Source organism: Paenibacillus sp. OAE614 (assembly GCF_040546645.1).
Taxonomy (GTDB): Bacteria; Bacillota; Bacilli; order Paenibacillales; family Paenibacillaceae; genus Paenibacillus_AQ; species Paenibacillus_AQ favisporus.
The window spans coordinates 5777547-5803557 of the sequence record NZ_JBEPOD010000001.1; the positions used below are offsets into that span (position 1 = coordinate 5777547).

Annotated in this window: 26 protein-coding genes; 4 read left to right on the top strand and 22 right to left on the bottom strand. The window is 51.5% G+C overall.

The window, feature by feature from the left end; genetic code table 11:
* Window positions 1–212: 212 nt before the first annotated feature.
* Both ABIE48_RS26565 and ABIE48_RS26570 read right to left on the bottom strand, forming a co-directional pair.
* Window positions 213–1097 carry an SDR family oxidoreductase gene (locus ABIE48_RS26565; RefSeq protein WP_192717222.1) on the bottom strand — a complete coding sequence of 295 codons (885 nt, stop codon included), beginning with the start codon at window positions 1095–1097 and terminating at the stop codon, window positions 213–215.
* Window positions 1098–1186: 89 nt separating this feature from the next.
* Entirely contained in the window at window positions 1187–1945 is a 759-nt protein-coding gene (locus tag ABIE48_RS26570; protein WP_145948460.1) for a glucose 1-dehydrogenase, read from the bottom strand.
* 184 nt (window positions 1946–2129) lie between these two features.
* Between ABIE48_RS26570 and ABIE48_RS26575 the strand changes: the two genes are divergently transcribed.
* Window positions 2130–2768 carry a TetR/AcrR family transcriptional regulator gene (locus ABIE48_RS26575; RefSeq protein WP_145028576.1) on the top strand — a complete coding sequence of 213 codons (639 nt, stop codon included), beginning with the start codon at window positions 2130–2132 and terminating at the stop codon, window positions 2766–2768.
* 188 nt (window positions 2769–2956) lie between these two features.
* On the opposite strand, the gene sigJ is transcribed toward ABIE48_RS26575, so the two are convergent.
* From sigJ to ABIE48_RS26615, 8 genes are all read right to left on the bottom strand, one after another.
* On the bottom strand, window positions 2957–3865 hold the full coding sequence (sigJ, locus tag ABIE48_RS26580; RefSeq protein WP_192717098.1) for an RNA polymerase sigma factor SigJ: 909 nt from the start codon (window positions 3863–3865) through the stop codon (window positions 2957–2959).
* On the bottom strand, window positions 3840–5150 hold the full coding sequence (locus ABIE48_RS26585) for a phytoene desaturase family protein (RefSeq protein WP_483312669.1): 1311 nt from the start codon (window positions 5148–5150) through the stop codon (window positions 3840–3842). The genes sigJ and ABIE48_RS26585 overlap by 26 nt, the downstream gene beginning before the upstream one ends.
* Window positions 5151–5350: 200 nt before the next feature.
* Entirely contained in the window at window positions 5351–6043 is a 693-nt protein-coding gene (locus ABIE48_RS26590; RefSeq protein ID WP_145028569.1) for an aspartate/glutamate racemase family protein, read from the bottom strand.
* A gap of 197 nt (window positions 6044–6240) precedes the next feature.
* The gene (locus ABIE48_RS26595; protein ID WP_192717100.1) at window positions 6241–7962 is read right to left on the bottom strand and encodes an outer membrane protein assembly factor BamB family protein; all 1722 of its coding nucleotides are present in this window, start codon (window positions 7960–7962) and stop codon (window positions 6241–6243) included.
* A gap of 175 nt (window positions 7963–8137) precedes the next feature.
* Complete coding sequence (locus ABIE48_RS26600; protein WP_145028565.1) at window positions 8138–8971, bottom strand: carbohydrate ABC transporter permease; 834 nt, start codon at window positions 8969–8971, stop codon at window positions 8138–8140.
* A 3-nt stretch (window positions 8972–8974) separates the two neighbouring features.
* Entirely contained in the window at window positions 8975–9925 is a 951-nt protein-coding gene (locus ABIE48_RS26605; RefSeq protein ID WP_145028563.1) for a carbohydrate ABC transporter permease, read from the bottom strand.
* 76 nt (window positions 9926–10001) lie between these two features.
* Window positions 10002–11315 carry an ABC transporter substrate-binding protein gene (locus tag ABIE48_RS26610; protein WP_145028561.1) on the bottom strand — a complete coding sequence of 438 codons (1314 nt, stop codon included), beginning with the start codon at window positions 11313–11315 and terminating at the stop codon, window positions 10002–10004.
* A gap of 134 nt (window positions 11316–11449) precedes the next feature.
* Window positions 11450–12376 (bottom strand): helix-turn-helix transcriptional regulator, encoded by a 927-nt coding sequence (locus ABIE48_RS26615; RefSeq protein ID WP_145028559.1) that lies wholly within the window; start codon window positions 12374–12376, stop codon window positions 11450–11452.
* 94 nt (window positions 12377–12470) lie between these two features.
* Here ABIE48_RS26615 and ABIE48_RS26620 point away from each other — a divergent pair, with 94 nt between their 5' ends.
* On the top strand, window positions 12471–13667 hold the full coding sequence (locus ABIE48_RS26620; protein WP_192717101.1) for an acyltransferase family protein: 1197 nt from the start codon (window positions 12471–12473) through the stop codon (window positions 13665–13667).
* A 417-nt stretch (window positions 13668–14084) separates the two neighbouring features.
* Here the strand turns inward: ABIE48_RS26620 and ABIE48_RS26625 are convergent, their stop codons facing one another.
* The 6 genes from ABIE48_RS26625 to ABIE48_RS26650 form a co-directional block, all read right to left on the bottom strand.
* Window positions 14085–14930 carry a Gfo/Idh/MocA family oxidoreductase gene (locus tag ABIE48_RS26625; protein ID WP_145028555.1) on the bottom strand — a complete coding sequence of 282 codons (846 nt, stop codon included), beginning with the start codon at window positions 14928–14930 and terminating at the stop codon, window positions 14085–14087.
* Window positions 14927–16009 (bottom strand): Gfo/Idh/MocA family protein, encoded by a 1083-nt coding sequence (locus tag ABIE48_RS26630; protein ID WP_145164888.1) that lies wholly within the window; start codon window positions 16007–16009, stop codon window positions 14927–14929. The genes ABIE48_RS26625 and ABIE48_RS26630 overlap by 4 nt, the downstream gene beginning before the upstream one ends.
* A 216-nt stretch (window positions 16010–16225) precedes the next feature.
* Entirely contained in the window at window positions 16226–16609 is a 384-nt protein-coding gene (locus tag ABIE48_RS26635) for a DUF302 domain-containing protein (protein ID WP_105444174.1), read from the bottom strand.
* A gap of 59 nt (window positions 16610–16668) precedes the next feature.
* Window positions 16669–17052, bottom strand: a complete 384-nt coding sequence (locus ABIE48_RS26640) for a rhodanese-like domain-containing protein (protein ID WP_192717102.1) — start codon at window positions 17050–17052, stop codon at window positions 16669–16671.
* Between the two features lie 126 nt (window positions 17053–17178).
* Entirely contained in the window at window positions 17179–17490 is a 312-nt protein-coding gene (locus tag ABIE48_RS26645; RefSeq protein WP_152399066.1) for a rhodanese-like domain-containing protein, read from the bottom strand.
* Between the two features lie 462 nt (window positions 17491–17952).
* Entirely contained in the window at window positions 17953–18174 is a 222-nt protein-coding gene (locus tag ABIE48_RS26650; protein WP_192717103.1) for an AbrB/MazE/SpoVT family DNA-binding domain-containing protein, read from the bottom strand.
* Between the two features lie 183 nt (window positions 18175–18357).
* On the opposite strand from ABIE48_RS26650, the gene ABIE48_RS26655 reads away from it, so the two are divergent.
* On the top strand, window positions 18358–19203 hold the full coding sequence (locus ABIE48_RS26655) for an alpha/beta hydrolase (RefSeq protein WP_192717104.1): 846 nt from the start codon (window positions 18358–18360) through the stop codon (window positions 19201–19203).
* Between the two features lie 151 nt (window positions 19204–19354).
* On the opposite strand, the gene ABIE48_RS26660 is transcribed toward ABIE48_RS26655, so the two are convergent.
* Together ABIE48_RS26660 and ABIE48_RS26665 are read right to left on the bottom strand one after the other, a co-directional pair.
* On the bottom strand, window positions 19355–19900 hold the full coding sequence (locus tag ABIE48_RS26660; protein ID WP_192717105.1) for an HAD-IIIA family hydrolase: 546 nt from the start codon (window positions 19898–19900) through the stop codon (window positions 19355–19357).
* A gap of 55 nt (window positions 19901–19955) precedes the next feature.
* On the bottom strand, window positions 19956–20933 hold the full coding sequence (locus tag ABIE48_RS26665) for an AraC family transcriptional regulator (protein WP_354519973.1): 978 nt from the start codon (window positions 20931–20933) through the stop codon (window positions 19956–19958).
* A 207-nt stretch (window positions 20934–21140) separates the two neighbouring features.
* Between ABIE48_RS26665 and ABIE48_RS26670 the strand changes: the two genes are divergently transcribed.
* Entirely contained in the window at window positions 21141–22094 is a 954-nt protein-coding gene (locus ABIE48_RS26670) for an SDR family NAD(P)-dependent oxidoreductase (protein ID WP_192717106.1), read from the top strand.
* A gap of 73 nt (window positions 22095–22167) precedes the next feature.
* Here ABIE48_RS26670 and ABIE48_RS26675 read toward each other — a convergent pair whose 3' ends face one another.
* From ABIE48_RS26675 to ABIE48_RS26690, 4 genes are all read right to left on the bottom strand, one after another.
* Window positions 22168–23070: a helix-turn-helix domain-containing protein gene (locus ABIE48_RS26675; RefSeq protein ID WP_192717107.1), complete on the bottom strand. Its 903-nt coding sequence runs from the start codon at window positions 23068–23070 to the stop codon at window positions 22168–22170.
* 215 nt (window positions 23071–23285) lie between these two features.
* Window positions 23286–24506, bottom strand: coding sequence for a multidrug effflux MFS transporter (locus ABIE48_RS26680; protein ID WP_145141166.1), 1221 nt, complete (start codon window positions 24504–24506; stop codon window positions 23286–23288).
* Between the two features lie 200 nt (window positions 24507–24706).
* Complete coding sequence (locus ABIE48_RS26685; protein WP_354519976.1) at window positions 24707–25081, bottom strand: hypothetical protein; 375 nt, start codon at window positions 25079–25081, stop codon at window positions 24707–24709.
* A gap of 213 nt (window positions 25082–25294) precedes the next feature.
* Window positions 25295–25870 (bottom strand): dihydrofolate reductase family protein, encoded by a 576-nt coding sequence (locus ABIE48_RS26690; RefSeq protein WP_145028539.1) that lies wholly within the window; start codon window positions 25868–25870, stop codon window positions 25295–25297.
* Between the last annotated feature and the right edge of the window lie 141 nt (window positions 25871–26011).

Sequence of the window (26011 nt, forward strand, 5' to 3'; positions counted from 1 at the left end):
TTCTCCCCCCACCGATCTGTAGTAACACGAATTTCCACCGACCGGCTTAAACTAATCGTTTCCCTACCAAAAAAGTCTTGACCTGTGCCCGATACTTCCACGAAGAAGGTACCGAGTCGCAAGCCAAGACATTTTTATTCATAAATGTTATGATCAGACGATTTCATTGGTTAACCTTTAAAAAACCTCTTCATTCACTCAATCCATCAACTTTAACGGTTGAAGTAGTGCCCCTGTTCCAGATCCGCGATCAAACCAGGGTTCACGGGCTGCCATCCCAAGCGTTCCTGGGTCAGGGCGCTCGACGCCAGATTGTCGGTCGACGCGGCGAAGGCGAGCCAACCGAAGTAAGCGTCTGCCTCTTCGCGGGAAATGCTGCGCACCGGCAGGTTCAGGTGGCGGCCGATGATCTCAGCGATCTCCCGGAAAGGCACGCCCTCATCGCCAACCCCGTGGTACACGGCGCCTGCGGGACCTTTTTCCAACGCCAGTCTGAACAGGCGCGCCGCATCAAGCTGGTGAACCGCCGGCCAGTGGTTAAGCCCCTCATCCACATACGCCGCAAAACCTTTCTCCCGCGCGATGCCGATCAGAGTCGGAACAAAGCCCTGCTCACCCGGGCCATGCACGGACGGTGACAGGCGGACGACCGAAGTTCTCACTCCGCGTCCAGCCAGTGCGAGCGCAGCCTCCTCGGAGCGGCGCGGCGTAGATTGGGTCGACTTGTCTTCTTCCGTTCCGAGCCGCCCCGGTGTAAGCATCAGCGTTCCCGAGGTCGCCACGAATGGCTTCCCAGTACCCTTGAGTGCCTCCCCGATCGCCTCGATCGCCTTGCTGTCCGCCTCGGCGGCTGCCGCAAAATCCGCGAAGTCGTGTTTAAAAGCCAGATGAATCACGCCGTCCGCTGCGGCGGCGCCTTCCTGCAGGCTGTTGAGGTCTTCGAGGGAACCGCGTTGCACCTCAGCTCCGGCAGCCGTCAGCGATGCGGCAGACTTATCCGAGCGGGCGAGCCCGACGACTTGATGTCCTGCGGCAATGAGTTCGCGAACAACAGCGGAGCCGACAAACCCCGTTGCGCCTGTTACAAAGACTCGCATATTTTTTGCATTTTCCATATTGATCACTATCCCTTCCTTGGTTCGTTTATTAAAATCGGATGGTCAGCAAACGGCGGTTTTAGACGTACTTAGATTTGTGAGCCGCCTCCGTCTACGGGGAACTCAGCCCCCGTGGTATAGGTCGCATCGAAAGCGAGGAACAGGACGGCTTGGGCCACCTCGCGGGGCTCCCCAAAACGCAGCATTGGGATCTGCTGTCTCATCTCCGCCTTGGTCTGTGCCGCAGCTTCGGCCGGCATCGATCTGTCCAGAATGCCTGTGTCGATCGGACCGGGGCTGACCGCGTTCACACGGATCTTCCGAGGCAGCAGCTCGCGGGCAAGACTGCGCGTCATGGAGCGGAGCGCTGCCTTGCTGGCAGCGTATGCGCTGATCATCGGAATTCCAAGCACGTTCGCGACCGAAGTCGTGAGAACCACGCCACTCCCCTCGTTAAGCAGCGGGACGAGCTTCTGCACGGTGAAGTACGGACCCTTGGTATTGATGGTTAGAACTTCGTCGTACACCTCTTCGGTAACGGACTCAAATGGAACGAAGCGCGTCACGCCAGCATTTACGAACAAAGCGTCGATCGTGCCCAACTCAGCTTTCACCCGGTCGGCCAGGGCGTTGATATCCCTCAACGACGAGGCGTCACTCACGACAGCGATAGCGTTGTTCCCCAATTGTTTTAGAGCCGAATCGAGCGTGGACTGGGTGCGGCCGGTGATCAATACACGCGCTCCTTCATCCACCAGCATCTTCGCTGTCTCCAGGCCAAAACCGCTGCTTCCTCCTGTAATGACGACCCGTTTGCCCTCGTATTTCCCTTTTTCCACAATACTCATCTTTTCACTTCCTCCCTTGGCCTAGAAGCTTATTTATTTTTGCAAGACCGATTATAACTCCATAAATTAATTAAGTAAACAAATTTAATAAAAAAAGTTAATTTATTAATTTTCGTAAAAAGTGTTTGTGAACCCAGCGAAATCGTTATAATATGTTGTATAAGCACAAAGGAGGCTTCATTTCGTGAGAAAAGCGGTAAGCGCCGATCATTACATCGAGAAAATAAAACCGGTCATCCGAAAGAACAAATTCAGCCAACTTAAAATAGACGATATCGCCAAATATATGGATATCAGCAAGGTGACACTGTACAAGCACTTCTCATCCAAAGATGACATTATTCAGCAGGTCGTAGAGTATGAGATGAACTATTTGCAGCAGGCCGATGTCGTTGTGAACGACGAAACCGTTTCTTATATCGAGCGTTTTCAGCAAACGTTCCTGCAATCGCTGATCTGCGTCATTTATATATCCGATTTGTTCCTGGAGGACCTCAAGGAATTCTATCCCCGGTTATTTGAAGGCCTGGTCATTGCCCAGCAGAATCGGAATAAAAAGCTGGAGAGCTTTTTTGAAGCCGGGATGGATCAGGGAATTTTTAACCGGATGAATGCGGTGCTGTCTTTGGTTCAAGACGACGCTACGCTGCGGCGGATTATGGAGCCGACGTTCAGCATCCAGTGGTATGACCTCACCTTGAAACAAGCCGTGATGGAGTTTTACCGAATGAAAAAGTATCAAATGATTCGCCCTGAGCATTGGGATACGGTTGACGATTCCCAGATTGAGGATCAGGTCGTTAGAATTTTGCAAACCATATAGTCATCCAGTTCATTGTTCCCGTCCAAGCGTCTTTACGATAAAGTTTGAAGCTTGGCCTGATCCATGAACGCCAAAACCCCGCTGGCTACGCGCCGGCAGGGTCTTTTTCACATATGCTGCTCTTCTGTTGTTCTCTAGGTTAACGATAATCGCGGTTGAGTAATCGTCTGGTTTGTTATCCGTGACTGTCACGGCGTGCCAAGTTCATCATCCCGCTGCTCGAATGCTGGCAGGTGCCTTATCTTCTCCGGATTTCCTACGGCGTAGATCGATTGAATCTTGTCATCCTTAAAAGAAAAAGAATAAACGTACTGATCCCCATTATCCATCGCAAGCCGGAATCCCGGTATGCCGTTGACAGAAACGAACGAATACGCAAATTTACCCTCATGCATTTTGAGCAAATTAAGCAGCAGCTTGATGACCCGCTCGAATCCGATGACAGGCACCCGTGCCGCCGTGACCTTGCCGCCGCCGTCGGAGATCATGGCAGCGCCCTCGCTGACCAGCTCCAATAATCGGCTTGTATTCCCTTGTAGAAGGGAACTAACGAAATCCTTCAGCTTCTCTTCAGCAATGTGAGCCGGGAGAGTTTGCTCAGGATCGGCTTGAATGCTCTTTTTGGCCCGGTGGAAAATTTGCCGGCAGTTCGCGGTGCTCTTGCCAACCATCCCGGCAATCTCGTCGAACGAATAATGAAAAATTTCGCGGAGAAGAAAAACGGCCCTCTCGACGGCACTAAGCTGCTGCAGGAGCAAGAGGTACGCCGTCGATATGGATTCGCGCCGCAAGTAAATCTCGGACGGATCGGATTCGGCAGCATCCAGCGAACCGATCAGAGGTTCAGGAAGCCAGGGACCGACATAGAGCTCCCGTTTCTTCGCCGAGGAACGGAGCAGATCCAGGCAGCGGTTGGTGACGATTTTGTACAAAAAGGATCGCTCATTCCGTATCGCATCAGGCTCCTCAAGCCGTCCATAGCTTATAAAGGCATCCTGCACGATATCCTCCGCGTCCATAACGCTGCCCAGCATTCGGTAGGCATAAGATATCAGCGGTTTTCTATAGGTTTCATACAATTCTTCTATGCTGCCCATGGGTCCCCCTTCCCTCACTCTCCAGGGAGAGAATATGCCGCACGGCCCTTTTCGCGCTCGCCGTCGCGGCGTCGGTTAGTAATTCCCCGTGCGAAGCCCAATCTCCTGCCACATACAGCCCCTTGATTTCCGGGACGGCGGGCCCCGGGTTCTCCTGACGGTTCAGGTGTATAAAATCGTGGCACACCGTAATTTTCGGCAAATACTGCCGGACGACCAGCTCATCCCTCCAGCCTGGCTGCACGAGATCCAGCGTTTGTTCGAGGTCTTGCAAATCCCGTTTGGGATCGCTTTCCAGCCCCTTGTATTTCATCACGGAAACGACCTGGTATCCATCGTCGCTAAGATCAGCAGCACGCGACTGGTTGGAAAGAAAGACCGTCCTGTCGATGCCGTACACGAATTGCTGATCCGGCTTCGGCAGGCGACGGAGCGCGACATCCAGGCACGCAGCCGTAATTTCGACCGCCTGCTCCTTCCAGGTATGAAGGGCGGTCGTTTCAGCTCCGGGTACCAGCTGGTGAGCGATCGTGGGCGATGCGGCGACGATGACGGAATTCGCCTTGATTGTCGTTCCATCTTCGCAGAGCACATGCCGTACGGAGCCTTCAGCGTGCCCAATGGACACGGCATTGCTCTTCGAGAGCAGCTTCACGCCGCCATCCTCAGCCAGCTTGCCTAACTCGTCGACCATCGCGCCCCAGCCCCGGTCCAGATACAGCACGCCCTTCAGGGAGTTCTGCAGCTGCCGCAGTACTGGACCCGCCGCCTGCAGATCCGGCGCTACCACGTAGCTTGCCGTGCGAAAAAGCGAATAAAACAAATGCCGCAGCATGGGGTCCTTGATATTCCCCTCCAGCCATTCCCGGAGACTGACCCGCTCGTACCGGAGCGTATCCAGTTTGCCAAGCTTCCCCAGCCAGGAGGCCAACTCCACCTTCCCTTTCCAGGACAGCAGCGGCGTGGTAAAGAGCGATTTGACCCCCATCGGCATGGTCACCAGCTTCCCGTTCCAAATGCCGAGTGCATCGGTGGAAGGCTGACCTCCCTGCAAACTTAGCCCCAGCTCGCGGAAGGTCGCAAACGCATCGCCGTGATACAGGGCGTGCCCGCCCAGATTGAAGTATGCTCCCTTCTTTTTCACCGTGATGGCTCGCCCGCCGAGGCGCTCCTGCTTCTCGATCAGAATCGTCCGCTTCCCCGCCTTCGCCGCATACACCGCTGCCGTCAGACCTGCTATGCCCCCGCCAACTACCGCCACATCATAATCGTATTCCATCTCCATCTCGATCATCCCTTTCGGTGATTTTACCCGTATGACGGGGAGTGAGGATGGAATGTGACAACATCTGCCGGGAAATTTTATAAATATTTTCTGGCGTACTGGCGAACTCCAAACCCTACATCATTTAAAAAACGCGCCCTGGCGGGCGCGCTGCGTTGGACTCCTATTTTAATTGGTCCGTACGGGATTCAGCTCCAATTTCAAGCTCTCAAAGACATATTTACGGCTTCGCAAGCATGGATGTAGGTTGTGTCAAACAGAGGAACTTCTGCGTCTTCCGGCTTCACCAATAGTCCAATTTCTGTACAGCCTAATATAATCCCTTCGGCTCCAGATTCGATCAAGCCTTGAATAACCTTTTTATAATAATCTCTGGATTCCTGATGAATCTTGCCCAGGCATAACTCTTCGTAGATGATCTTGTTTACGGCCTCTCTGTCATCCCGACCTGGAACGATTACCTGAATCCCGTTCAGCTCCAGGCGTGATTTATAAAAATCCTGTTCCATAGTGTACTTCGTGCCAAGCAGCCCAATCGTCTGAATCTGGCTTTCTTTGATTTGGGCTGCTGTAGCATCCGCTATATGCAAAATGGGGATGTTGATCTTGGACTGAATATCATCGACAACTTTATGCATTGTATTGGTGCAAATGACGATAAAGTCAGCGCCCCCTTTCTCCAAAGCGCGTGCGGTTTGGCCTAGCACTTCCCCCGCCTTATCCCAGGCTCCTTCCGCTTGGTAACGTTCAATTTCTTCAAAATCAACACTATATAACAGGCATTTCGCAGAGTGCAGTCCGCCTAGCCTACTTCTTACTTCTTCATTGATCATTCGATAGTACAAAGCAGAAGATTCCCAGCTCATTCCGCCAATAAGACCGATTACTTTCATTTTATGCTCATCTCCATTGTCCTTGGTTTGTCTTTAAAAATCAGCTCCGATTAACCTTCAATTCTGTAAAGTGAATGTGGAAAAACAGCGGTCATCCCGCCGTTTTCAGTATACATTAGGCTGATTAAGGACAATAGGACTTTTTCCATTCGTTCTGTGTCCCTTACTCCTGCTCTAACCGCAAGGATTCGCCAGCCTCATTTCCCGGCGGCCCCCTTAGTTACCTCCACCGTACGCTTGCCGGCGTTCCATTTCACCTGCACACCCAGCAGATCGCCGAAGTCCTTGATCGGCACGTAGAGCGAGCCGTTCAGCGTCGCCGGGGAGTAAGACAGTGCGGCTTGCTTCCCGTCTGTGAGAGCAAAAGGAGAGCCGTCGGCGATCGAGAAAACGCGCGTTCCGTAGGTCACGGTCGTTCGCTTCGTCTTGGCGTCGTAAGCAACCTTGGCTCCGAGCGCTTCCGTCAGCGACCGGAACGGGATGAACATCCGGTTGTCTGCCGACATGACGCCCGCTCCAACCCGCAGCGGAAGTGCCTTCCCATCCAGCGTGACCTTGGCATCCGACTTCGCGAAGGCTCCCGCCGCACTGCCCCCAGCAGCGGGCTTCGCCAATTCGGAAGGCAGCGGGTACGCATACAGCTGGCTCTCCGCCTGGACGAGCAGCATGCCGCCCTCAACCTGAAAAGCTCCGTAACTGCGCGCCTTCGTCTGCGCACGGAACAAAGCCTTACCTGTCGAGACGTTCAGCGCATAGACGGTACCGTCACTCTGCCCTACGTACAAGCCGGATTGGATCATATCGACGCGGCTGGCCGGATTGTCGGGGCCGTTATAATTAACATACGATCGATCCACGATTTTGCGCGCATGAATCCCGCGGCTGTCATCATCGAGGAAAAACAGCTTGCCGTTATAGGGGCCCGCGATATACTCACCCCGATCCGCTATCAATTCCGGCTTCACAACAGTGGGATCGGCGTCGTAATTAAAGCGGAAGACACCCTCGCCGGCAACGGCCGCATAGACGTCATTGCCATTCATCACCACTTTATATGGGGGATAGACCGGGTTATCGTCAGCCTTTAAAGCAACAAACTTCTTGCTTGCCGTAATCTTGCCGGTCTTCACATCCACCTCGTCGATGTTCGCCGCAGTCTCCACATAATCAGCATCCGGCCACTGGTCCTGGAAGTAAAGGATATTCCCTTCCGACTTGAGAAGCCCCGTATGATCACCCGGCAGCCGCCACAGCGTTTTGCCTGTGGCTGGATCGATCCCGTAAGTTGTATAGACGGTAATCGCTCCCGATTCCACGGCGCCCGAGAGCAGCGTTCCGCCGACGCGCTGAGGCAGGGACTTACCGTCCTGATTTCGCCATTTCTCCTTGCCTGTAGCAGGATCGACCGATATGAGTGAACCGCCGGCAAAGACGTACAAGGTTCCACCGTCCACGGATATCTCGGGCGCATGCCCCGATGGAGCACGGTAGATGCGTGTGCCCTTGCCGGTCGCCTTATCGACCCGGTAAACCGAGCCGTCTTTGGCGCCGACATAGAGTTTCGTTCCGTCCTTACTCAAGACGGTTGCATTGCCAAGTTTCGTCCCGAACGACCACAACGTCTTCCCGGTGGCGGCCTCCTTCGCGATCAGCTTGCCGCCCGCGATGTAGTAGACCTTCCCCTGCCCCGCTATAACTACGGAAGGATTGGAGGCGGACGAGTCCTTCGGCGCATCGAGCGCCGCCGTCCATTTCGGCTTGGCGAGCGGTATCGGATTCGTCAAATAAAATTCCGAGCCCGGGCTCGAATAACTTGCGTTCGGTCCGGAGGTTTGAGCCCACACGGACGGGCCTGTCCAGGCACTCCCGAGCGTCCCGGCGAGCAGCAGCCCAGCAGCGGCCATAGTCCATTTTCGCATAATCGATATCCTCCCAGCTTTTAACGAAAATTACCTACTGTCTTATGGACGCTGCGAGCCGCGGCAAAGTTACAAGGTTGAACAACCGAAAAAAGGCTGATTGGGGTTTCCAACCAGCCTTTATATATGGGGCACAAACTTGCCTTCCCTTTGAGATCGCCAAGAGGTGCATGAATCATTTGAACCCCGTAAAAGCAGATCCGGATTGCATATAGTACTTCTGCCCGAAAAAATAGAGCAAAATCATCGGAATCGCCATGATCGTCGACGCGGCCATCAGCTTTTCCCATTGCGCCCCATGATCCTGCTGGAATCCCTGCAGACCGAGCGTCAGCGTCCACTTGGCGGCATCGTTCAAGTAAATGAGCGGTCCCATAAAGTCCGTATAAGCACCCACGAAGGTAAACAACGCCACCGTCGCCAGCGCCGGCTTCAAGGTCGGCATAATAATTTGCGAGTAGATGCGGAACTCTGAGGCCCCATCCATTTTCGCGGCTTCGGACAGCTCCTTGGGGATGCCTAAGAGAAATTGCCTCAGTAAGAAAATGTAGAATGGTGCGCCGAAAAAGGCCCCGATCGTCAGGGGCAGGATGGTGTTGACCCAGCCCAGCTTGGCGAAAATGATGTACTGCGGAATCAGCTGCACCTGTGAGGGCAGGATCATCGTTGCCAGGACGATCGCGAAAATGATCTTGCTCCCCACCCACGGAATCCGGGAGATCGAATAGGCCACCAGCGGGGAGGCAAACAATTGCCCGATAATGCAAACGACGCAGATAACCAGGGTGTTCAGCATATAGTGCCCGAACGGCACCGTTTCGAACGCGGCCTTGTAATTCGACCATTGAAACGATTCCGGCAGGATGCGCGGCGGCAGTTCAAAAATTTCGTTCGACGACTTGAGCGAAGTGAACACGAGCCAAACGAACGGAAAGAGAAAAAAGAATGCGAACAAAATCAGCATCGTATGCGGAAAAATTTTCGTGCGAAACAGCTTGCCAGCGCTCATCCGCTATTCACCCCCGTAGTAGACCCAGCGTTTGGACGTTTTCAGGACCAGCAGCGTAATCAGCATGACGATCACGAACAGGATCCAGGCCAGCGCCGAGGCGTATCCCATTTTCAGATTGATAAAGGCTTCCTGGTACAAATTGACGGCATAGAACAATAACGACTGCCCCGGCCCGCCGAGAGCGCCCCCGCTTGACTTGCCACCCGCCAGAATGTAGGATTCCGTGAAAATTTGAAAAGCCCCGATGAGTCCCATGATCAGCTGGAACAAAATGATCGGCGACAGCGCCGGTACCGTGATTCTCCAGAACCGGTACCACCAGTTGGCGCCATCGACCTGAGCCGCTTCGTAGTAGGTTTGCGGAACCCCTTGCAGCGCCGCGAGAAAAATGAGCGCCCCCGCGCCGGAGCCCCATAGTCCCATCAGGATCAGGGAAGGCTTGGTGAACCGGGGATCAAGCAGCCAGGCCGGATCGGGAAGATGCACCCAGCGCAAAAAAATGTTGACCAGGCCGAAGTCCGGATTCAGCATCCAGGTCCAGAGCAGTGCACTCGCCACGCCGGGAATAACGGCCGGAAGATAAAAGATCGTGCGGTAGTAACGGATGCCCTTCACCTTGAAGTTCAGCAGCAGCGCAATGAGCAGCGAGCTAAACAGCGTTACAGGAACGGATATGAACGCCATGAACAGCGTGTTGCTGATCGATTTATAGAAGCTCCGGTCTTTCATGATCGCCGCGTAATTGTCCACGCCCACCCATTTTGGCGGATTGAACAGATCGTATTCCGTCAGGCTGAAATAGAGGGAGCTGAAGAAAGGATACACGGTAAAAATCAGAAACCCGATGATCCATGGGGAAGCAAAGATCAGCCCCAGCCAAAAATAATGCCACTCCTTCCTCGTCCAGCCCTTTCTCCGCCTAGGCGCCGCTGAAGATATCGTTTCAATCATCTGCACGTCCTCCTCGTGATTGTTGGAATGCGGGCCCGGCCTAGGAGCGGACCGAGCCCGGATGTAAAGAACCGGATTATTTGACTAAGGGCTGGATCTTGTCCTTCACCCGTTTCAACCCCTCGTCCAAGCCGACTTCCCCGCGCAGGATTGCGTTATACTGGTTCGAGAATTCGGTCATGTACTCCGTCGAAAAGGACGTGGCCGGGAAGGAATGCAGGTTCGGGCTGGAGGAATACTGTAAAAACTCCTGGAAGCCCGGTACTTCCTTGTAAATTTCATGTGTCTGCAGTGAGGTTCGGGTCGGCAGATTGCCGATGGCCGCAGTGAATTCCGCCATCTGCTCCGGCTCGGTCATCCATTTCAGGAACTGCCACGATTCTTCCGGATGCTTCACACCTTTCGGAATGTAAAATACGCTGGTCGAGACGTTACCCGGGTCCTTCAAGCTCGGGTTGCTTTCATCGTAGGGAATGGGCGCAATGCCGTATTTCAGGTTCGGGGCGTACTGCTTAATGAACGTCGGCAGCCATTCGCCGTCGATCGTCATCGCGTATTTGCCTGTAAAGAATGGATTCTGCGGCGACATGTACTGCCCCAAGCCGGACGCGAAGCGATCGAGCTCCTTCGATCCGAATTGGTCCCAGATTCCTTTTCCGAATTCCACGGCCTTCTTGACCCCCGCATCGTCCGGCGTGACCTGCTTCTTATCCGCATCGTAATAGGATCCGCCATAGGCGTAGCTGAACGTATAGGCATCGACGCCCGGCCACAGGCCCAGCTGCTGCAGTTTGCCTCCATCCTCTTTGACGCTCAGCTTCGCGATGTATTCCTTGAGCTGGCCCATCGTCTCCGGTGGACCGCTAAAGCCTGCCTTCTCGAGCAGCTCCTTGTTATAGAAAAGCATGGAGACGTGCATCGCAATCGGTAAAGCGTACGTTTTTCCATTCGACTGGGAAGAGCTCAGTGCAGCAGGCACGAAGTCGCCGAGGTCGACGTTGTCTTTCTTGATAAAATCGTCCAGCGGCATCATGGCCCCGCGTTCGCCCCACGGCACGACATCCTGACCGAAGTTGGATGCGACATCCGGCGGGTTACCTCCGGTAATCGCCGTCAGCTGTTTCTGGTAATCGCTCTGGGACAGCCCCTTTACCTGAATGTCCGGGCTCACGTCATTCCATTTCTTGATCAATTTCTCGAGGGCTTCCGCCTCGATGCCGGTCCAGCCGTACCAGAAGCTCAGCTGCACTTTTTCTTTCGGGGCATCGCCGCCCTTCGCTTCGCCGCCTTCCTGGCCACCGCTTGCCGCATCTTTGCCGCCGCAGCCCGACAGGACCGCGACCAGCAGGAAAACCATCATGAGCCCCCATGTACTCCCTTTTCGCATCATGTCTCTTCCCTCCTTAATCTTGGGGCGGCAGCGCCGCCAATGCGCGCTTGCCGCCGTCAACTACCCACATGTTACCATGTAAGCGTTTTAGTTAATTTCACTATTGTCTCTAGTAATTGGATTATCGTTAAAACTTAAAATGGCTTGCCCATCACCTGTTTTCGGAACTGGTTCGGGGAAATGCCCGTGTATTTTTTGAAAATCCGGCAAAAATACGCGAGCTCGTTGAACCCTGTCGCATAGCACACGTCCGTGATGGACATGGACGGCCGCTGCAGCAGGACGAGCGCGTTGGATATCCGTAAATCGACGAGGTAGCGGTTGAAGGTTTTGCCTGTCCACTCCTTGAACAGCCGGCAAATCGTCGGCTTCGACATGTTGGATATGGCGCAGATATGCTCCAGCTTGATGTCCTCATGCGCATTCCGGTCGATGTATTCGACGACCTTGTTCATCGTGTCACGATACCTTTCGATCTTTTGAAACCCGGCCTTCACCAGCTCCCCGTTCACTTGGCGGATGATGATCGACAGCAGCTGCAGGAGGCTGGCCTTCAGCACGATTTCAAAAAAGGGCGTCCGCTCCTCGTATTCCCCGAGCATATCCTGAAGCAGGCCGCGGATTCTGCCGTCCGTAACGCCGTCGAAGGCGATCTGCGAGTGCGGCGTACAATCCGACTGCGAAAAATGCTTCAAATACTCAGCGTCGAAAAACCTCCGCTCTCCCGAAGGATCCGCGAAGCGCTCGTTAATGAAGGACGGCATAAATTCGCAGCCGAGGATCTCCCCCTCTGTCTCGAAGGCCTGCACGCGGTGCAGCGTAAAGGGGGGAACGAGGAACAAATCGCCTTGCCGGATCCGGTACTGCCGATTGGAGATCGTGTGCACGAACTCGCCTTTGGATACGTACCAGATCTGATAATAGTCATGGAAATGGGTGGACAAGCTGACGAGGGTGTTCATCCGGTACATCTTGCAGTGCAAATTCTCCAGCATCTCGAGCTTTGAGTTGAAATAGATGACTCCGGCGCGGGTCAATCGATCGATATCGAGCTTTTTCATTCGGCACGACTCCTCTCATTTGATACGGAAGTACAATCTTTCCCCTCGCGAATCGCCTAGAATGGGATTCAAAAATAGGGAGGCTTGCACTTGCATGAAGACTAAAATCGCTTATCTGGATGGTTTAAGAGGACTGGCGGCCTGCGTGGTCGTGGTTTCCCACTTTTTTCAGGTCTTCGCGCCTTCCGTCTTCGAAGGAAAACCGGAGATCGCCCACTTTCCCTTTGAAGGCTTGGCCGCGCGAACGCCGCTGAACCTGATGTTCAACGGCAACTTCTCGGTTTGTGTCTTTTTCGTACTGAGCGGATACGTGCTGAGCTGGCGCTATTTTCTCACGAAGGACAAGATGCATATTTACGCGTCCGCGCTGCGCAGGTTTTTCCGGCTCGCCATTCCGGCTTCGCTGTCCGTTTGCCTCGCTTTCGCGGTCATGCGGCTGGGCTTGGGATTTTATGACGACATCCGCCAAACGACCCAATCGTCGATGCCCGATCCCTTCACGGCCAGCCCCCGTGTACTCGACATGATCCGGGAGGCGCTGTACCACACCTTCTTCACTTATGGATCCGCTTACAATCCCGTGTTATGGACCATGACCTACGAATTGCTGGGTTCCTTCCTCATTTTCGGGTTTCTGCTGGTCCTCGGTCGTTTCAGGCTGCGGATCATCGGTTACGCCGTTCTTGCGGTGCTCCTCGCTGATTCCTATTATCTCGGATTCGTATTCGGCATGGCGCTCAGCGACCTGACGTACAGCGGCCGCAACCGCCTGACCGCCGTTCTTCCGCCTTGGAGCGCTCCCCTGTTTCTGGGTGCCGGGCTGTATCTCGGCTCTTTCCCTTACGTGGGAACCCAGAACACTATTTACTCCATCCTGGTATGGAAAGGCTCATCCACCTTTTCGTTCTTCGTGTTCTACCATACGCTGGGCGCTTGCCTGACCTTAACAGCCCTGCTCATCTCGCCCCGCCTCAAGTCGCTGTTCGGCCGGCAGCCCTTCCTCTACCTCGGCACGATATCCTTCTCTTTATACCTGGTTCACTTCACCATCATTTGCTCGCTGGGTTCCTATCTGTTCTATCAGTTCCACCTCCTGTTCTCTTACGGCCTTAGCACAGTCCTCACCGTTATCCTAACAACTCCTTTTATCTTTGCATTAGCCCATCTTTTCTGCCGGTTCGTCGATGCTCCCACGCTGGCGACACTTAGTCCGTGGAGCAGGCGGGTCATGGATCGGCTGGTGCGCAAAAAGTCCGGCGGCATGCCGGTTGAAAAATCGAAGGGGATATAACATTAGCTCTGGCGTTTATGCGACGGAAAAAGGGAACAAAATTCTTAACATTGTGCAAACTGGCCGCTGCGGTTACGGATCGTTCTTCCGATCGCTGTTGTCTCCAAATTTCTTGATTTTATATCACCAAAAGGTAGAAATTCGCAGACAAAGGCGAACGCTACCGCTTCTACAGATCGATTCCGTCCCCTCCACTGCTTTTGCTTACCAAGACTGCCAAAGCCCGTGATCGTTCGCTGGCCAACCCGTCCCAATGCAAAAAAATCTCCTGAGACTCGTTGTCAACGCGCCGCTGTGTGCTAACAACGGGTCTCCATGGAGATTGAATACTGCGCCCTATATGAATGTTCAGGCGCAACGCAAAGCAGCCATTCCCCGTTCTCCGCGAAAATGGCTGCTTTGTTCTGTTCCTGCCGCTTACCGGCTCTCCGGCAGATCGATCCAGCGATACGGCTCCTTGGCGGCGATCCGGCCGTTTTCGATGATCGACATGATGGCGACCGTCTCGGCAGGTGGCACGCTCACCTGTCCGGTCTCGAAAAACGCCACCAAATCCTGAATGAAGCGCTGAAAATAATCCGAAACCGGCTGCACGACGCGGCAGGTACCGGAATCGTAGTTGACGGCCATCATGAACGGACAGCCCGGACCCGGCTGCTGGATCGTGGCCTGCCGGCCGCCCGCGAACTCGATTAGCAGTGCCGGCGCAGCCTCCGTGCCGATGAACATGATGCGCTTCACGTCTGTACCCATAAGCGCGACAACCGGCTCGATCTGGTGGATCGAGTAGTTCTCAAACGAGCCCGGGCCAAGGCTCGCAATCACCCGAATCCCCGCGCGCTCAATCTCCCCGAATTCGTCGGCATAACGAAGCGCGGAAGAGGAATACAGCGGTGTGTGATGCTGCGCAGCCCGCTCGAACAGGCGCAAGGCGGCTGCCCGGTCCGGGGCAAACGTCTTGTCCACGTACGTCGGTTTCCCCGAGGCGAGCGGCAGCTCCGCCAGCGCCTCATGCTGCTCCGGGTTGTCAGGGGACAGTACGATCAAGTAGTCGCTTTGGGCGATCACCTCTTCGATCGTGTCGCACCACATCACGCCATGCTTTGCACACCATTCCCAATTGGTGAGCCCATGCTCCGCGTCCTTGACCGCATACGCAAAGGCGACCTCCATCGCCCCGCCTGAGGCGTCCTTGATCCATCCGGGATATTGGTTGGCGTGCCATTCGTCCAGGTAATAGTCGATAAAGCCGATTTTCTTCATGCCGGTGCCACTCCAGCTTCCGTTAAGGAAATCTCGCGGCTTTCTTCAGAGGATTGGTAAATGGCCTCGATCATTTGCGCAGTCAAAATCACTGTGTCAATGTGCGACGGCAGCTTTTCACCGGAATGGATACCCGCGATAAAGCCGTCGATCTCTTCCTGGAACGCATTGGTCTTCGGATAGTTCGGCGTGCTTTCAATCAATGCGCCGTGCTTCGCCGAATACAGCTTAAACTCTTGACCGTACTGAAGGCGAATGCCCGCCTTGTCGCCGAGGAAATCAATGTACGTTTCTTCCACGCCGATGTTTTGCGCCCAGGCGCCGTTGACCGAAATCGACGGGCCTTCAGTCCGAATCATCGCCGTCACGAAGTCGTCGACGTCATAGCTGCCCTCATAGTTTGGAGGACCCGCCCACATGTTCAGATAAGCGTAATTTTGCATGTCTTTGCCCAGCTTGGAGTACGCCTGCCCCGTCACCGTCTTCGGCCGCGGATCGCCCGCGCAGTACATGACGATATCCAGGTAATGAACACCCCAGTCAATCAGAGCCCCGCCACCGGCCACCGCCTTGGTCGTAAAATCACCGCCCAGTCCGGGAATAGAGCGATGCGCCCGGAAGCTGACCACGACATGGTACAGCTCACCAAGCTCGCCGTCTTCGATCATTCGCTTGATGATGTTGACGCCATTATTGAAGCGGTTGACGACGCCGATGTTCAGCGTCATGCCGGTTTCATGCTGCACCTTCTGCATCTCCAGCGCCTCCCGGTACGTCCGCGCCGCCGGCTTTTCGCACAGCACATGCTTGCCTGCGCGCATGCAGTCGATCGCGATCTGAGCATGAACGTTGTTCGGCGTGCAGATCGATACCGCCACCACGTCTGGGTCCTCCAAAATGACCTGATAATCCTCCACCGCCATGCCGCAAGCGTACTGCTCGACGGCTTTCTCAGCCCGCTCCTTGCGAATGTCGCAGAAATACTTGATCTCGGCATCCTTGATCGCCATGTACGCCGGGATGTGCGCATTGTTGGCAATGGTCCCGCAGCCGATCACGGCTACAATCGTTTTTGACATAATCTGTTCCCTCCGATGGTCCTGAACCCGGTTAGGCAGATCCGGATTGCAGAGAATAGTTTGACCGATATACGATTAATAAAAAAATGCCATCAGCCTTCTCAGCTGACAGCATTTCATTTGTCTATCGTTCACGGCCAACTTACCGACATGTTATCATGTAAGCGGTTTAGTTGATTTTACTATCGTATGGGAAAATAGGATTATCGTATCCGTTTATATACTCTTATCCACACATGCCGTCAGGCGCTTTTCGATATCCGATGCAATGCTCATCAAAGCGTCATTCTCTGCCAACCCGATCAATGCCGTTGGTTTCGGCATGCCGATCTTGGTTGTTCCGTTCTCCACGTACACAGCCAGCTTGCACGGCAGGAAATATCCGACCAATGCATCTTCAGACAATACCCGTTTAGCTTCAACCGGATTACAAACCTCCAGGATCTCATACGGCATATCGAACTCAACACCCTTTTCGTGAAGCTTCTCCTTCATGTCCAACCGCCAAAGGACGCCGAACTTTTCCGCCTTCAGGTTTTCCGTCAGAGCTTCAATCGCTTGTTCAATCGTTTTGGTCGTTTCAACCGTGTAATGAAACATCGCATGTCAGCCTCCCGTATTTGATCTCGCCATAGATTAACCAAACATAATCACGAATATTACTTACGTGTCAGTTTACCGTTCCAGGCGCCTAGACCACCCTTTAGATGTCCCAGCTCCTTGTACCCGTTTTTAAGCAGCATCTTCGCCGCGCTTTTACTGCGCATACCGCTGCGGCAGTAAAGGAGCACCGGTTGATCCTTCGGGATTTCAGTGAGCAATCCGGGCAGTTGGGACAGTGGCATGTTTTGCGCCCCGGCAATAAATCCTCCCTTAAATTCACCCGGTTCACGGACATCGATCAGCAGGGGTTTACCCGGCTTTTTCATTTCGTCACTAAACTCCTGGGCGTTTAGGTTCCGGAGTCCCCTAACGGGTTTTAACCTCGAAAATACAAACCATCCAAAGAGCACGATTATAACGAAATTAATGATTGTTCCCATTTACAAAGTTTTCACATCCTTTAGCTTTCGCTTGTTTCAGAAAAGCATAATGAGCTTGTACCGTTAACAGCTGCCGGAACCCACACTTATGCTGAATACGGGCCATTTATATGGTTTTGCCGGAGGTCAGCGGACAACATCATTCCAGTTGTTCATGCCTCCCGTCATATTCACCACGTCGAATCCTTTTTCACTCAGCAATTCACAGGCAAGGCCGCTGCGATTGCCGCTGCGGCAAATCACGATAATCTCCTTCGACTTATCAAGCTCATGCAGACGTCCGGAAAGCTGTCCGAGCGGAATATGCTTGGCGCCTTCTAAGTGACCCGCAGCCCATTCCTCGGGCTCGCGAACATCCAGCATATACAACTTCTCACCACGATTGAGTCTTAATGCCACTTCCTGCGGTGTCGTTGCTTTTGGAAATTTGAATGCCATTGCTGTTTCACTCCTTTTCGATTTTATACATATACCCCTATGGGTATAGTAATTGTGATTTTCCCCTTTGTCAACTGTGGTCCGTCCCTATGAGGGAATTACCAGTCCCTAGGAAGCAAAATCAAGGCCAGCTCATCAATTGAGCTGGCCTTTTTAAGGGGAACCATACGCCACTTTCAATCACCTCCTTTACAATTAATCGGGTACGCAATGCTTAGTGGTAATCTGGACAAGACAACAAAAAGCCCGGGATCGTCGTCCTCGGGGCTTATAACATTCATTTCTTTAGTTCATTCTATATATCGTTATTGGATCAGTAAGTTCAGTTTGGAGATAACCTCCGACAAGGTCGTCTGTGGAACGATTGCCGGCAGCTTACCTGCTCGTTCATGACCAGCTTGCGAATTAAACTGCAGCCACACCAAGTCGCCACGGTCTGGTACATACTCGCTGGCAACCTACTTACCAGCCTTCCGGATCCCCCGTGAAGACCTCTTTATGAATATTCTCGGGTGTAACTTGGTTAAGGAGCTCCTCTAACGAAGACGGCTTCGGCTTGATGATCAGATGTCCGTTTTCTACGTAAAGATCTACCTTGGAGCCTTCCTCCAGACCTACCTTTAAAGCAAGGGATTTCGGTATGCGAATACCCAAACTGTCCCCCCATTTTTGAACCTGAAACATGGAAAACCGCCTCCTATGCTTGTATATAAAAAGTATATACTTTGTTTCGTGACAAGTCACAACGTGGGTTAGTTATCCAGAAGTGTTATCAAGTCCTGTACCTATGACCAATTCATCCATTGGGTTGGATTCATATTCAGTTCATAAAGCTGCCTTATGATCTTCCTATAAGGAGGAGATGAAATGATTAGGATAAAGACGGATATGTTATCTGTACCTGGCGCAAACATCCACTATGAGGTGCGCGGGGCAGGGCCTGTACTCCTGATGATCCATGGGGGTTGCGGTGATGCCGATGTATTTCTGGAGATTGCGGACCAGCTTGCCGATCAGTATACGGTCGTCACTTACGACCGCCGGGGCCACTCCCGCAGCAAACTCACCAATCAGGCTGAAGATTACCGGATCGAGACGCACAGTGACGATGCTCACCGCCTCTTGACCGCGTTAACCGATGAGCCGGCATACGTTTTCGGAAGCAGTTCCGGCGCAGTCATTGGACTTGATCTGACGATGCGCTATCCCGGACAAGTGCGTGTGTTGATTCCGCATGAACCGCCTTTGCTGGATCTTTTACACGGCGATGAACGATTACAGGCCAAGACGATAATGGAGGACCTGATCGCAGATCACCGTAAGTCGGGCTTATTTCCAGCTTTCTTCAAGTTCACTTCATCCATTGGACTTCGAGATGATGACGGCCCCAGCCCTTCTTCGCCGCCGAGCGATGAGCAAAAGGAACGCATGATTGCAAATATGGAATACTTTATGGCGAATGAAGTTCCGGGCGTGCTCGGATATGCTTTCAAGCTGGAGCAGCTCCAAACTGCGCTATCTCATTCTACGGCACAAGTCCGCCCCGCTGTAGGCAGTACTTCCAGACATTACTTTCCCGCCCACTCCGCCGAAGGATTGGCAGAACGTTTGGGGGTAAACATTGCCGAGTTCCCGGAAAATCACATTGGCTTCCAAGTGCAGCCAAAACCGTTTGCCGAGCGGCTGAAAGACGTTTTGAGCTCACTAGGATAGTGTATTTTAAGCCCGCCCTCTACCGCCACTACGCAAGAAAAGCCAAGAAGGTGATGTTCTCCCTCTTGGCTTTTCGCATATCTCATAAAAACAGATGAATGTCAGCGACAATAACTTTGGTAGCTGCGCCAACGTTGGACTAACTGAATAGCTATTTTAAGAGCCAGTTAACAGCCTCTAGTACATTTTCAGCTACAAAATCGGGAGCAGCTTCAAGCCATTCTCCAAAAAATTGATTATTGCGATATTTGGCCAAATCCTTCTCGCCAGAACCTGTTTTTACTAATACCTTGATACACCCTGCTCTTTGGGCAGCAATCATATCGGTCCACCTATCTCCAATAACAGCACAATTCTTCAACTCCAGATCGTTATCTACTGCTGCTTGAATAAGCAAAGCCGATGAGGGTTTGCGGCAAGAACAGCGCTCCTGATGTTGGTGCGGGCATAAGTATACATGATCAAAGCCAAAGGAAGTTAGTTCGTCCTGAAAGTCGCCAATCGTTGCATCTCCACGAGATATACCTGGTTGATTTGTAAAAGCGTAAATTGGTATCCCAGCACTCACAAGGACTTCAAACGATTGTTTGGAGAAAGGAAATAATTTAAAAGTACCGGGGTATATAACCTCTTCAGAACCACCAATAGTCCCATCCCTGTCAATAAATACAGCCTGAATTCTCCTCGAAGTTGACATGCGGTCACCACCAAATTGTTCTTAATAGTTCTCTTCTCAGTTATTATTTTATAGCTCAGTTGTGAGTTTTTTGACTATGTTTTTTCTCTAATCCGGGGCTATTTCTGAAAGCTTTGATATCTTTAGATGGTGAAGATCCAAAAAGCCTGCGATATTCCCGGCTAAATTGCGAGACATTTTCATAACCGACTTCCATAGCTGCTGCAGTCACATGAATTGCGCCACCCAGCATAAGACGCCTGGCTTCATAGAGCCGAAGCTGCTTTTGATATTGTATAGGTCCTAATGTTGTTACGGCCTTAAATCTATGATGCAGCCCGGATACGCTCATGTTCGATAATTTTGCTAGTTCCTTTACGGTAATCGATTGAGCATAATTCTCTTTGATCCATGCGATGGCTTTGCCGATCCCCTCGTCTTGCTGATCCATCATGACTTGTTGAAAAAAAATATGACCTGAATCCCCAGAGAGTAACCGAAAGATCATCTCGCGTTTCATCAGAGAAGACAAGTAACGATTCGCATCCGGTTTCTCAATTAACTTGAGCAGACGGTAAAAAGTTTCCACCAAACCTTCGTCGGCTGTTCCGACGTATGCTCCGGTATTCAACCTTTTATTTCTTGGTTTAAAATCAAGGCCAGCCTCCATAACCACAGAAGCGATCTCTTCCATCGTAAATTCAACGCGCAGACCGAAATAGGGTGATTGTTTGGTAGCCCCAATAATTTCTGCGGATGCCGGAATATCAATAACAGATACCAAGTAATCTCCAGCATGATAATCAATGACCTCTTGGCCAAGATGAAGTTTTTTGGCACCCTGTAGAATCAGACAAATCGATGGAGTCAAAACACCAGAAATTTCCGAAGTCTGCCGACTATACCGCATCGTCGTTAGAAACGGAATTATCGTCTGGGTACGACCCTCCACAAGGGTAATCCGTTTCGCAATTTCCAGCATTTGATCCAAATACATTTTGGATTGGGGGCTTTCCGTATATAAATGGTAGTACTTGATTTGCCGCTCTCCCACAATACTCACCAACTTTACTTTGATCGTTCCTCAGATGCTCGTTGGAAACCTTTCTTGTAATCGTAACTTAATTTTGGATAAAGGCAAAGAACGGTTTCTATCATTTGCAGTTTTGAGCAAGTTTTAAGCAGAAACAAACTATTTCCATATATCCATTCAAGTCATAATGACCTTGAGATTAGAAAATCAAGAAAGAAGGAAATCACAATGTCGGAGTCCTCATTGATTACAACCCCGTTTCATTCCGAATCGACAGCAAGCGAGGTCGTTGCAGGGATCAATCTTGCGGGTCGCAGAGCTGTCGTGACGGGAGCCACATCCGGAATCGGCCTTGAAACGGCCCGGGCTTTGGCTGAAGGGGGCGCCGAAGTGACACTAGCTGTTCGCAATCCCAATGCAGGAAAGCTCGCAGCCGAAGATATTGCTGTAACTACGGGTAATCCACTCGTTAAGGTAATGCCATTAGATCTTACCGATCGATCCTCGATAGCCTCATTCGTCGCTTCATGGAGAGGGCCGCTGCACATTTTGATCAACAACGCTGGTATCATGGCAACGCCCGAGACGCGAACTCCTGAAGGCTGGGAGCTTCAATTCGCTACCAATCATTTGGGACATTTCGCTCTAGCCACCGGACTTCACGATGCTCTAGCTGCAGCAGACGGCGCTCGCGTGGTCTCAGTTAGTTCCGCGGGGCATCTCCGCTCGCCGGTGGTGTTCGATGATATTCACTTCCTGCGCCGTCCCTATGACCCGTTTCTTGCCTACGGACAATCCAAAACAGCTAACATACTATTCGCCGTGGAAGCTTCAAAACGTTGGATCAATGAGGGTATCACAGCAAATGCTTTGATGCCTGGCGGTGTGCGAACTCCGGGAGTTGACCGTATACAGATCACTCCCGAGCAGATCGAAAAGCTAAACGAGACTAGAACAGGCTATCCGGAAATCATCTGGAAGACCCCTCAACAGGGAGCCGCTACTTCCGCGCTATTGGCAACGTCTCCCTTGTTAAACGGTATCGGCGGCCGATATTTTGAAAACTGCAACGAGGTCGGACCTCGTGTTGGAGAGACTCAGTCGGGGCTCGCCTCTTACGCAATGGATCCAGACGCCGCTGATGAATTGTGGAATGTGTCTATGGAATGGATTAATAGCTAATGAGTCACTAGCCTATTTCATACAAAAAAAACCCCTTTACGAGGGGTCTTACGCTACGTTATTACATAATCGGCTATACCTTTTTTACCGGCCGCAGCACAGCATAACCATATCCCTCTGGGTAATGCCGTTGGTAGTCCTGTTTGATCCCTTCATCCCATTCGTAGCCCATACCTGTGGGGTCGAAGTTCCACGCCACTTCTTCAACGGTTCTCATCACAGCGCCATTATCCTTCAAATAGTCGAAAGGCGGGTGAAAAAAGACCAAATACTCCGATTCCGGAATTTCCCTGCACTCCATCCCTTCCGGAATGGGCCCCTCGTACTCCAGTGAAACAGGGATTCCATATAGGTACCCCTTTTGACCATTTTGGTAAAACCATCCCGCCGTCTGACCCTGTTGTCCAGGGAGGGTGTGATTGGACATACTCTCCAGCGTACCGCTGATCTCGTCACAAGAATGTCCCCTTTCCCAGAATTCCCCAAAATTTGCTGCGGAAAGGTCCCAAATCCCGATAAATTTGTGCGCCGGAATGAACTCGACTTTGATCTCCGCTGGTTGCAAATGCACCTTGCTCATCTTATCCCGCTCCTTGATCAAATAATGGTAAGGCGAGAATACCTCCTGACGAATAGCCAGCTTAATAGGGCGGGGAGCTTTTTGGTAGGCTGCGGGGGTGAGCTGAAAAGCTTTGTTGAACGCACGTGTGAACGCCTCTTGTGATGAAAACCCGTACTTTAAAGCAATATCCAGAACCCGCTGGTCCGTGTCACGGAGCTCCAAGGCGGCTCGACTGATTCTTCGAGTCCAGACGTAATCCCGTAGTGTTGTCCCGGTCAATTGGTTGAACTGCCTGGAACAATAATAAGGGGAATAGCCTAACTGCTCCGACATCTTCAATAAAGACGAACTCTCCGTTATATTGGCTTCGATCCAATCCACCATAAGCTGGACCATTTCGTTCCATTCGTACATGGAAGTCCTCCCTCCTTTCCCTTCGATCATAGCACCGGCGATCTTCGTATATTTGATTCGAGTTGCACAATAAAAACCTGGCGTTACTTGTGATAAGGTTCTCCGCGGTTGGTCTTAAAGTACAAATACAGCAGCCGGCTAATTGCCGGCTGCTGTTGTGTTGTTTGTGAGCTATTGTTCTCCGTTAGCTTTACTAACTAAGTCTGATCTAAAAATCAGGCTCGGATTTGAGCTTGTTGTGATGCACGCGGAGCTTTTCTTACCAGTCCGAAATAAGCGAGCATGGCTGCCGTGCTCGTCGCTAAAATAATCAGGCCTAGCGGAACGGCGGTATTTTCACCGGCAATCCCAACCATAGGAGCAACCACCGCACCTAACAGAAAAGGGATGACCCCCAGAAGTGCGGCAGCACTGCCCGCCATATTGGCCTGTCTTTCCATGGCAAGCGGAAATGCCGCAGTGGATGTAATGCCTATGGAGCAAACAAAGAAAAACAGCGGGATGACCAAGGCGAACAGCGGACCATGGAATACAGCGACCACTAAAACGACGATGCTCGCCGATAAGGCTACCCATAGGCCAAACAGCAGAAAAGCCTGTTCAGATATGCGATGCGCCATCCGCCCGACCAATTGTGAGCCTATAATCAAGCTGATGCCATTGGATCCGAAAAGCAAAGCGAAAACGGCCGGTGTGACGCCATAAATATTTTGATAAATAAAAGGTGTTCCTGAAACATAAGCAAAGACACCCGCGATCATAATTCCCTGTGCCAGCATGTAGCCGACGAACTGGCGGTCACGCAAGAGCATTCCGTAGCTGCGCAGCTGGTTCGCGAAGTTGGGTTTCTCGCGTCTTTCCGTTGGGAGCGTCTCTTTCAAGCGCCACTTTGTCATCGCCCACAAGTAAATACCCAGCAAAGACAGCGCGATGAACACGCCGATCCACGTTGTGAACGAAAGAATGCCGCTGCCTGCAATCGGTGCAGCAAGCGGACCCAAATTACCTACGAGCAGCAGCAAAGAGAAAAATTTAGTAAGTTCGTGACCGCTGTACAGGTCGCGGGCTATGGCTCGCGAGATGACGATTCCCGCGGAAGCGGAAAACCCTTGGGCGAATCGGAACAGGATTAGCAAGCCAATATTGGGCGCGAATGCGCAAGCCAACGAGGAGATGATATACACGGCCATGGAAATCAGCAGCGGATTCCGCCGGCCATACACATCGCTTAGCGAGCCCATAACGAGCTGACCTATGCCTAATCCAAGCAAACAAGCCGTCAGGCTAAACTGGACGAGTGACGCGCTCGTATTGAAATTCTGTGCGATTTCAGGAAATGCCGGTAAATACATATCAATCGTAAACGGGCCTAACGTCGAAAATAAACCCAGCAGCAAAGCCAGGCCGAAAACATTCCCTGCATTATTTTTGCTCATTATGAATTGAATCTCCAATTCTAGTATGGTTTCTATTTTCTAAGATCATTTTCCAGACATGCCGATGATGCATCTCACATCTTTTTCTCCAGTCTCCTTTCCTAGTCTTCGTTAGATCTTCTGCGATTCTTTTCATGTTTAGTTGAAGTATAAGGCCTAGAGTTAACTGTAGGTCAAGGATTTTCGCTTATAGAATTTCTTCATTGAATCACGTCCGCCGCCGGCAATGTAATATACACGGCGTCAATTTCACTTTTTTCATCCAATAATGCTTTTGCAATTCGATGTCCCCCATCAATTAATTGTCCGTCTGAACATAATAATATGGGGTACTCCATGTTGGCGTTGATAATCCGCTGACAATGAAGCGCAACATTGCGTATCGTTGGAATTGGGGTCCTCCTGCTATCTTTAAACCAACAATCCTGATCCAGTTCCTTTATTGAATCAATCTTGATTGTATGAACGGGTAAGTTCTTGGATAACTCCCATAGTTTCTCCACGTCCCAGAAATGATGCCTTCCGTCAATCATCCTTCCGTGTATATGTTTCATTCGTGAAAGTAACTCTTCCACAATCATCACCTCGGTTTTTCATAATAATCAATGACACATAACTCTACATGTTTAGTTCGTTCAGAATAGGCAAACATGCACTCATGGTGCCTGTTTTATTCATGTTTAACTGCCCGTTTATGGAACGACGGCAGCCGAGCAATTTCGCCGGCTGCCGTTCTGTCTGATTGAGCTATTTTCTTCATCTACGCATTCTAATCTGCGAAAGCAACGTCATCTAACCGCCTGGTAAAAGAGACCAATGGCCCCAGAATCAAAAGTTTTGTTTTCGATAAGTTTAAGATTGATCTTCTCTTTGATGCCTTGGAATAACGGTAACCCGCTGCCGATCAGGACTGGAGAAACCGTAATCTTATACTCATCAATTAAATCAAGCTCCATAAGGTAATGCGCGAACCTAGGGCTGCCGAGGATGACCATATCTCTTCCTGGCTGCTGTTTAAGGTTCATGATCTCTTCTTTTACATTATTTTTCACCAGTCTGGAATTGTTCCACTCGACTTTCTCCAGCGTTGTGGAAAAAACGATTTTATTTGTCTTTTCGATCCACTCGGCATGATCCAGTTCATGCTGCGAAGCTGATGGGTTCGATGGCACGGATGGCCAGTAACTGTGCATCATCTGATAAGTCCCACGTCCCCAAATGACAGTGTCGGCAGTACTCAGAATTTCTTTCGCGAGTTTCTCCAAATCAGCATCGTAGGAAACCCAGCCAATGTCCATTTCGCCGTTTGGCCCTTCTACAAATCCGTCAAGCGATGAATGCAAAAATAAAACAAGTTTTCTCATTTTCAGTTCTCCTATTGTTGATGTGATGTGCTTCCATTGACTACACTTTACAGCATTTCAATTCAGTCCGTTTATTATGGATTGCTAATTTAAGCCATCCAAGGATAATGCTGCACCTATTCTTTGGTTAAGCGGTGGAGG

Excerpts from the sequence above, each read along its gene's own strand:
- ABIE48_RS26565 (WP_192717222.1), bottom strand. The coding sequence starts at position 1,097 with ATGCGAGTCTTTGTAACAGGCGCAACGGGGTTTGTCGGCTCCGCTGTT.
- ABIE48_RS26570 (WP_145948460.1), bottom strand. The coding sequence starts at position 1,945 with ATGAGTATTGTGGAAAAAGGGAAATACGAGGGCAAACGGGTCGTCATT.
- sigJ (WP_192717098.1), bottom strand. The coding sequence starts at position 3,865 with ATGGGCAGCATAGAAGAATTGTATGAAACCTATAGAAAACCGCTGATA.
- ABIE48_RS26585 (WP_483312669.1), bottom strand. The coding sequence starts at position 5,150 with ATGGAGATGGAATACGATTATGATGTGGCGGTAGTTGGCGGGGGCATA.
- ABIE48_RS26590 (WP_145028569.1), bottom strand. The coding sequence starts at position 6,043 with ATGAAAGTAATCGGTCTTATTGGCGGAATGAGCTGGGAATCTTCTGCT.
- ABIE48_RS26595 (WP_192717100.1), bottom strand. The coding sequence starts at position 7,962 with ATGCGAAAATGGACTATGGCCGCTGCTGGGCTGCTGCTCGCCGGGACG.
- ABIE48_RS26600 (WP_145028565.1), bottom strand. The coding sequence starts at position 8,971 with ATGAGCGCTGGCAAGCTGTTTCGCACGAAAATTTTTCCGCATACGATG.
- ABIE48_RS26605 (WP_145028563.1), bottom strand. The coding sequence starts at position 9,925 with ATGATTGAAACGATATCTTCAGCGGCGCCTAGGCGGAGAAAGGGCTGG.
- ABIE48_RS26610 (WP_145028561.1), bottom strand. The coding sequence starts at position 11,315 with ATGATGCGAAAAGGGAGTACATGGGGGCTCATGATGGTTTTCCTGCTG.
- ABIE48_RS26615 (WP_145028559.1), bottom strand. The coding sequence starts at position 12,376 with ATGAAAAAGCTCGATATCGATCGATTGACCCGCGCCGGAGTCATCTAT.
- ABIE48_RS26620 (WP_192717101.1), top strand. The coding sequence starts at position 12,471 with ATGAAGACTAAAATCGCTTATCTGGATGGTTTAAGAGGACTGGCGGCC.
- ABIE48_RS26625 (WP_145028555.1), bottom strand. The coding sequence starts at position 14,930 with ATGAAGAAAATCGGCTTTATCGACTATTACCTGGACGAATGGCACGCC.
- ABIE48_RS26630 (WP_145164888.1), bottom strand. The coding sequence starts at position 16,009 with ATGTCAAAAACGATTGTAGCCGTGATCGGCTGCGGGACCATTGCCAAC.
- ABIE48_RS26635 (WP_105444174.1), bottom strand. The coding sequence starts at position 16,609 with ATGTTTCATTACACGGTTGAAACGACCAAAACGATTGAACAAGCGATT.
- ABIE48_RS26640 (WP_192717102.1), bottom strand. The coding sequence starts at position 17,052 with ATGGGAACAATCATTAATTTCGTTATAATCGTGCTCTTTGGATGGTTT.
- ABIE48_RS26645 (WP_152399066.1), bottom strand. The coding sequence starts at position 17,490 with ATGGCATTCAAATTTCCAAAAGCAACGACACCGCAGGAAGTGGCATTA.
- ABIE48_RS26650 (WP_192717103.1), bottom strand. The coding sequence starts at position 18,174 with ATGTTTCAGGTTCAAAAATGGGGGGACAGTTTGGGTATTCGCATACCG.
- ABIE48_RS26655 (WP_192717104.1), top strand. The coding sequence starts at position 18,358 with ATGATTAGGATAAAGACGGATATGTTATCTGTACCTGGCGCAAACATC.
- ABIE48_RS26660 (WP_192717105.1), bottom strand. The coding sequence starts at position 19,900 with ATGTCAACTTCGAGGAGAATTCAGGCTGTATTTATTGACAGGGATGGG.
- ABIE48_RS26670 (WP_192717106.1), top strand. The coding sequence starts at position 21,141 with ATGTCGGAGTCCTCATTGATTACAACCCCGTTTCATTCCGAATCGACA.
- ABIE48_RS26675 (WP_192717107.1), bottom strand. The coding sequence starts at position 23,070 with ATGTACGAATGGAACGAAATGGTCCAGCTTATGGTGGATTGGATCGAA.
- ABIE48_RS26680 (WP_145141166.1), bottom strand. The coding sequence starts at position 24,506 with ATGAGCAAAAATAATGCAGGGAATGTTTTCGGCCTGGCTTTGCTGCTG.
- ABIE48_RS26690 (WP_145028539.1), bottom strand. The coding sequence starts at position 25,870 with ATGAGAAAACTTGTTTTATTTTTGCATTCATCGCTTGACGGATTTGTA.